This is a genomic window from Paenibacillus glacialis, from assembly GCF_001637205.1.
Lineage (GTDB): Bacteria > Bacillota > Bacilli > Paenibacillales > Paenibacillaceae > Paenibacillus_AQ > Paenibacillus_AQ glacialis.
In genome coordinates this window covers 1-724 of the sequence record NZ_LVJH01000004.1, presented here as the reverse complement: position 1 = coordinate 724, position 724 = coordinate 1, and the positions used below count along the sequence as shown (strand labels likewise).

1 tRNA gene and 2 rRNA genes are annotated in these 724 nt (G+C 45.7%); all 3 read right to left on the bottom strand.

What is annotated here, in order from left to right:
- Nucleotides 1-154, bottom strand: a 23S ribosomal RNA gene (locus PGLA_RS28490); the annotation flags it as partial.
- Nucleotides 155-414: 260 nt separating this feature from the next.
- Nucleotides 415-490, bottom strand: a tRNA-Ala gene (locus tag PGLA_RS04540).
- A 126-nt stretch (nucleotides 491-616) separates the two neighbouring features.
- Nucleotides 617-724, bottom strand: a 16S ribosomal RNA gene (locus tag PGLA_RS28485); the annotation flags it as partial.

The following is a 724-nucleotide window of genomic DNA, read 5'->3' as shown; positions in this document are numbered from 1 at the left end:
CCCGGCCTGCGTATTACCACAGCCGGGTTTCCCCATTCGGACACCCCCGGATCAAAGCTTGCTTACAGCTCCCCGAGGCAGTTTCGTTGTTCGCCACGTCCTTCATCGACTCCTAGCGCCTAGGCATCCTCCGTGTGCTCTTAGTAGCTTAACCATCATGCTCTTTTGTTGCGCTGCTCGCTCTCTTGTACGTTTATTTCTACCATAAATGGTATAAACAAACTCCCAAAGGATCGACCATCACATCAAATTCGCATATCAATTAGTTCGTATTCAGCAAACTGAATACTCACCGCTACTTTTACACTTTATTCAATCCACAAGGAATTGAATTTAGATAAAAAGAATGTTTGTTTCTTACTTGCAAATTCGTTCGTTTTCTAGTTTTCAAGGATCAATTTAGATGAAAGTTAATGGTGGAGCCTAGCGGGATCGAACCGCTGACCTCCTGCGTGCAAGGCAGGCGCTCTCCCAGCTGAGCTAAGGCCCCATAAGTTCCATCAAAACTAAACAAATGGGATGATGTGATGTTTGACTTTGTTTATACAAAGTCTTTACGATGACTTACGCCACCGTTATATTGAATGTTTCCGTTGCAGGAAACGATTCTCCATAGAAAGGAGGTGATCCAGCCGCACCTTCCGATACGGCTACCTTGTTACGACTTCACCCCAATCATCTACCCCACCTTCGGCGTCTAGACCACTTCCGCATTATCACACAC